Source organism: Bacillus sp. mrc49 (assembly GCF_002803435.1).
This window is the reverse complement of the sequence record NZ_PHNG01000555.1, coordinates 1-4,443: the sequence shown is the minus strand read 5'-3', so window position 1 is coordinate 4,443 and position 4,443 is coordinate 1. Positions and strand designations below refer to the sequence as shown.

The 4,443-nt window shown below is 36.2% G+C and carries 8 protein-coding genes; 5 read left to right on the top strand and 3 right to left on the bottom strand.

What is annotated here, in order from left to right:
- The 3 genes from CVN76_RS05675 to CVN76_RS05665 all read left to right on the top strand — a co-directional run.
- The coding region (locus CVN76_RS05675) for a peptidoglycan-binding domain-containing protein (RefSeq protein WP_198512498.1) at nt 1-322 on the top strand (322 nt) is incomplete at its 5' end.
- A gap of 146 nt (nt 323-468) precedes the next feature.
- Nucleotides 469-813 (top strand): YolD-like family protein, encoded by a 345-nt coding sequence (locus CVN76_RS05670; RefSeq protein WP_100530577.1) that lies wholly within the window; start codon nt 469-471, stop codon nt 811-813.
- A 26-nt stretch (nt 814-839) separates the two neighbouring features.
- Nucleotides 840-1,076, top strand: coding sequence for a transcriptional regulator (locus tag CVN76_RS05665; RefSeq protein ID WP_100530576.1), 237 nt, complete (start codon nt 840-842; stop codon nt 1,074-1,076).
- A gap of 36 nt (nt 1,077-1,112) precedes the next feature.
- Here the strand turns inward: CVN76_RS05665 and CVN76_RS05660 are convergent, their stop codons facing one another.
- The 3 genes from CVN76_RS05660 to CVN76_RS05650 form a co-directional block, all read right to left on the bottom strand.
- Nucleotides 1,113-1,289: a hypothetical protein gene (locus CVN76_RS05660; protein ID WP_157805553.1), complete on the bottom strand. Its 177-nt coding sequence runs from the start codon at nt 1,287-1,289 to the stop codon at nt 1,113-1,115.
- A gap of 78 nt (nt 1,290-1,367) precedes the next feature.
- A complete protein-coding gene (locus CVN76_RS05655; protein WP_100530574.1) occupies nt 1,368-1,949 on the bottom strand; it encodes a hypothetical protein in 582 nt (193 codons plus the stop codon).
- A gap of 21 nt (nt 1,950-1,970) precedes the next feature.
- The gene (locus tag CVN76_RS05650) at nt 1,971-2,168 is read right to left on the bottom strand and encodes a helix-turn-helix transcriptional regulator (protein WP_100530573.1); all 198 of its coding nucleotides are present in this window, start codon (nt 2,166-2,168) and stop codon (nt 1,971-1,973) included.
- A gap of 264 nt (nt 2,169-2,432) precedes the next feature.
- Here CVN76_RS05650 and CVN76_RS05645 point away from each other — a divergent pair, with 264 nt between their 5' ends.
- Nucleotides 2,433-3,728 carry an FtsK/SpoIIIE domain-containing protein gene (locus tag CVN76_RS05645; protein ID WP_100530572.1) on the top strand — a complete coding sequence of 432 codons (1,296 nt, stop codon included), beginning with the start codon at nt 2,433-2,435 and terminating at the stop codon, nt 3,726-3,728.
- Nucleotides 3,664-4,248, top strand: a complete 585-nt coding sequence (locus CVN76_RS05640; RefSeq protein ID WP_157805552.1) for a replication-relaxation family protein — start codon at nt 3,664-3,666, stop codon at nt 4,246-4,248. The genes CVN76_RS05645 and CVN76_RS05640 overlap by 65 nt, the downstream gene beginning before the upstream one ends.
- Nucleotides 4,249-4,443: the final 195 nt, after the last annotated feature.

Sequence of the window (4,443 nt, the reverse complement as noted above, 5' to 3'; positions counted from 1 at the left end):
TAACGGACCTAAAACACAAACGGCCTTGATCAAAGCGTTGCAAACTGAACTTAACAAGCAATTCAATAAAAAGCTTGTTGTGGACGGAGAATGGGGAGCTAAGACTAAAGCGGCAATCGTTACCCTTGAAAAAGGGGCAAAAGGGAATTTGACTTGGATTCTTCAGGCTTCACTTTACACAGAAGGATATAACCCTGGATCACTGGATTCTGTCTTTGGAAAGGGTACTGAAGCAGCCTTAGAAAAATTCCAGAAAGCTAAAAAGATTACTGCTGATAAAAAAGCCGGAAAAGCTTCTTTCGCTGAATTATTTGCTGCATAAGTATAAAAAGAAAGTATTTTGTATATAATTCGATATGTAACCCTCGTACTCCAGCTATACCTTCTTCTTAATCGGAGAAGGTATTTTTTTATGCCTTCCATAAGAACGCTCGTTCGTATATAATCATTAAAAAGGAGGTTTTTCTGATGGGTACAATTCGTGACAGAGGAATAATTAAATGGCATGCAGCCTTGTTGTTGCCAGAACATAAAGCATTAAATAAAAAAGTAGCTCAAGTGGATCCTTTCTTAAATAAGAAACCTGTCCTTGATGAATATCAGATTGAAGAATTCGAAAACAACATTCATTATGCAATGGAATATCATTTACCGATTAACTTTACGATACACAATGAAGGTAATCCACACGAATTATACGGATATTGTGTGTACATTCATCCTATTACGAATGAGCTGCGTATCCAGAAGAAAGACGGCACCTTCGAGAAAATCAAATTCAAAGAAATTATCGGCGTGAGAGTAGAGGATTAAAAAATTGAAGAGGGGTCAAGTCAACTATGAGTAGTTTAGAACCAACTAGAAGACAGAAAGAAGTACTGGAAGCTATTAAATTATATAAATCCCAAAATGGATATCCACCATCTTTTAGAGAATTGGGAGAGGTTCTTGGACTTAAATCACCTTCCACAATATCGGGGATGTTAGATAGTTTGAGAAAAAAGGGATATGTTACATGGCAAGAAGGGCGGCCGAGGACATTGCAAATTTTGAAGACTACAGAAACAACAGCCTAAAAAAAGAGCCCTTCTTTATAAAGGGCTTTTGTTGTTTTAAATTATAGGCTTTACTTTCTTAACTAACTCCGTTATATCAATATCTCCGTTATAAAGCACCTGATCTATACGAAAATCATCACTGGCAGCAAAGTTATTTTTAATCTGATGAATCCACTCATACGCGGCAATGGCCGCCGCCCAGTCCGGATCCTTCTTAAAATCTGAATTCATAACAGGGAAGCTCCCACTTTGTAAAAACTTCGTTCCTTTTGAATGTAAGTAAACTTTGAGATTTATGTTCATACTTACCTACCTTAGAGAAGAATCATACCAGCTTTCGCCAATGATCATATTCTCACCTTTTCTTGTGAAAGTGAATTTAGCTATATTTTGGCCTTCTAAAAGATAAGGTGCTTCCCAGAAAACCGTCAGCTCACTGATATCTTCCTCTTTGGCGAGATTAGCTGCTAAATCCTCGCTATACATTTCAATTAAATTCTTAGTCCTCTTTTCGTTATTCATAGCGTCAAATTTCAAATATGGTAAAACTATATAACTCCCATCATTTAGACCTAAATTTTCATCAACTTCCATGTCACTAACAGTTGTGTGGCTATAGTTCTCGTCAATAATGCTGTTAATTGTTTCTTCAATTTCGTCTTCCCGGCTTTCTCCGGCCTGAGTTTTCTCAGCAGTTGAAACAGAAGTTTTTTCAACTTCAGGATCATCTTCAATAGCGAACGCGAAAAAAATAAGAAATAAAAAAAATGACCAGCTCGCCCACAGTAACCTTTTTTTACCTTTATTTGTTTTTCTAATAGCTGATATGGCTGCGGCAATAATAAAAAAAATAGTGGCCACAATACAAAGTAATCCTAAAAACGCCAACATTTCTTTCCCTCCCTCATTTAATCATCCCTCATTGTCTTCATATAAATCATCGACCTTCACACCTAATAATTTAGCTAATCTGAATGCCTTTTCAATTGTAGGAAAAGAACGACCACTGATCCAATTAGATAGTTGTGTAGGAGAAACTTCAAGTTTAACGGCTATATATTTCTTTTTAAATCCAGTTTTATCAATACATTCTCCTATTCGACTTTTCATCTTTTACACCTCTACAAAGATATTCTCTTCCCACTAAGAAATACCTTTCAAAATATAATTTAAAGAAAAATAAAAATTTAATTTAAAGTACAAGCAATATTGGGCGGACTTCGGAATATTCTTAAGTATAGTCTTTAACAGAAGGGGAAATAGAACAGTTGATATTGTGGTTCAAACCGCACCATCGCTATAAATTATGGCAATCACTTTCTATTCCAAACAACTACAACTATTTACTCCGTAAATAATAAGGATGGTGACGAAATGTTTGTAGAGATTGCAAGTACTTTGGCATTCGGCGGTCTGGCTGGATTTTCTTATGTAAAATCAAATGGAAAAAAATCTGTAAAAAGTGATTCAGATAAGATTTTAAAAATATTCAATAATGCTGGTTTAAACAAAGGTGGCGAAACAATCCGGATCATCAGGAAAGAAGAAATTGATAACGGCATGATGTATGTATTCCAAATTCCTTTAGGTTTAGGGTCAGAGGATATTTTTAGAAAAAAAAGCGTAATAGAAGATGGGTTGAACACAAGGAGCCGGGAGTCGGAAATTCATTTCAAGGATATCAATAAACTTAGAGATTTAAAGTGGGATATAACTATCTTTAAGCAGCTGAAAAAAATATTCACCAAGACCAAAATGATTAATAAAGAAGTCGAAATTGAATTTGATGGAATGCTGAAGGTTAAAGTGTTCGATAGCCCGATGAAAAAAGAAATCCCATGGAACAAAGAAATGTTGAGGCCTGGAGAATGGAAAGTCCTTATCGGTAAGAAACGAACGGAATTAATTTATCACGATTTCGATAAAACAAAGCATTTGATTATAGCGGGTGTTCCTGGATCCGGAAAAAGTGTGGTTATGAAGTTGATTATAACTAGTTTGATACTTTCACAGCCTGATAACGTTACATTTTCATTGATTGATTTAAAGGGCGGGCCGGCTTTCGCCAGGTTCAAAGATTGCAAGCAAGTTGAAAATTTTGCTGTTGATAACGAAGGGGCTATGAAGGTGTTAAAGAAAGTTGAGGAAGATATGGAAAGGGTTTACCGGGATGTATTAGTCGCTAAAGGTTACGAGGATATAACGGAAGCAGGGATAAAAGAAAGGCACTTTCTGGTTATAGACGAGGCAGCGGACCTGGCCGGTAATGGAAAGGCCGTGGAGATATTAACAAATATCGTTCGTAAAGGCAGAGGGTCCGGACATTACGTGGTTTATGCAACGCAATATCCAACGGTCCAAACAGTTGCTAGTCAGATAAAAAGAAACATTCCGGCCCGTTTAACTTACGTCCTGGACAGTGCCATTGCTTCGAATGCGGTTCTAGATACCAATGGAGCTGAAGATTTGCCAGACGACATACCAGGAAGAGGGATTTATAAAGTAGCTAAGATGAATCATTTCCAAACGATTTTGATTAAAAACACTGAAATAGATAAACAAATTAAACCGTATATCACTATTAAACCAAGAGAGGATGAGGAAAATGCAAAAACGAATATTGAAGGAACAAAGGACGGAAAGCATTCTTTGGAGTTTAAAACGCTTTGATTATTTAACGCAAGCTCAAATTCAAGTGATTCACGACTTGAAAGGCGAAAGAAACGCAAATCGTGTACTGAATGGGATGTCCGCCTATATAAGTTCGTTTCGTAATGGGTTGGAAAAAGTATATTACTTGAATAAAAACGGTCGTGAATATATGGATCACAATATAATCCGTAAGAAAACAGCGAATGCAGACCACTTTATAACACGTAATCAATTATGGATATATCTTAGACGTCCGAAGGAATGGCAAAATGAAATTCAAATAAAAGCAGGTGATATTTCCCTAGTGTGCGATGCAAAAACATCACAGAACGGAATTCCTGTATTTATCGAAGTCGACATATCACAACCAATGCAAGTTAATAAAGCAAAGATACAAAAATATAAAAAGCTTCAACAGATATCTAAGGATCCCTTTTATGTGGTATGGGTAACGAAATTCCCTGGGCGAAAGAAAAAGTTAATGGAGCTATCCACAGGATTGAAAGGCCATGTCTATACTGTGGAGGAAATCATATGACATTTTTATTCGGTACTTTATTTAGAATCAGCGTGATTGCACCGACTACTTTATTATCCGTGATATTCCTTTTCAGCCTAATGATAATTTTTAAGCCTACCCGTTGGTATTGCATCGGTACGTTATTTGCTTTCTTGTTCGTATAAATCCCACAAAACAGGAGGTAACAAGATGAAAATTGAATCGATTAAATAT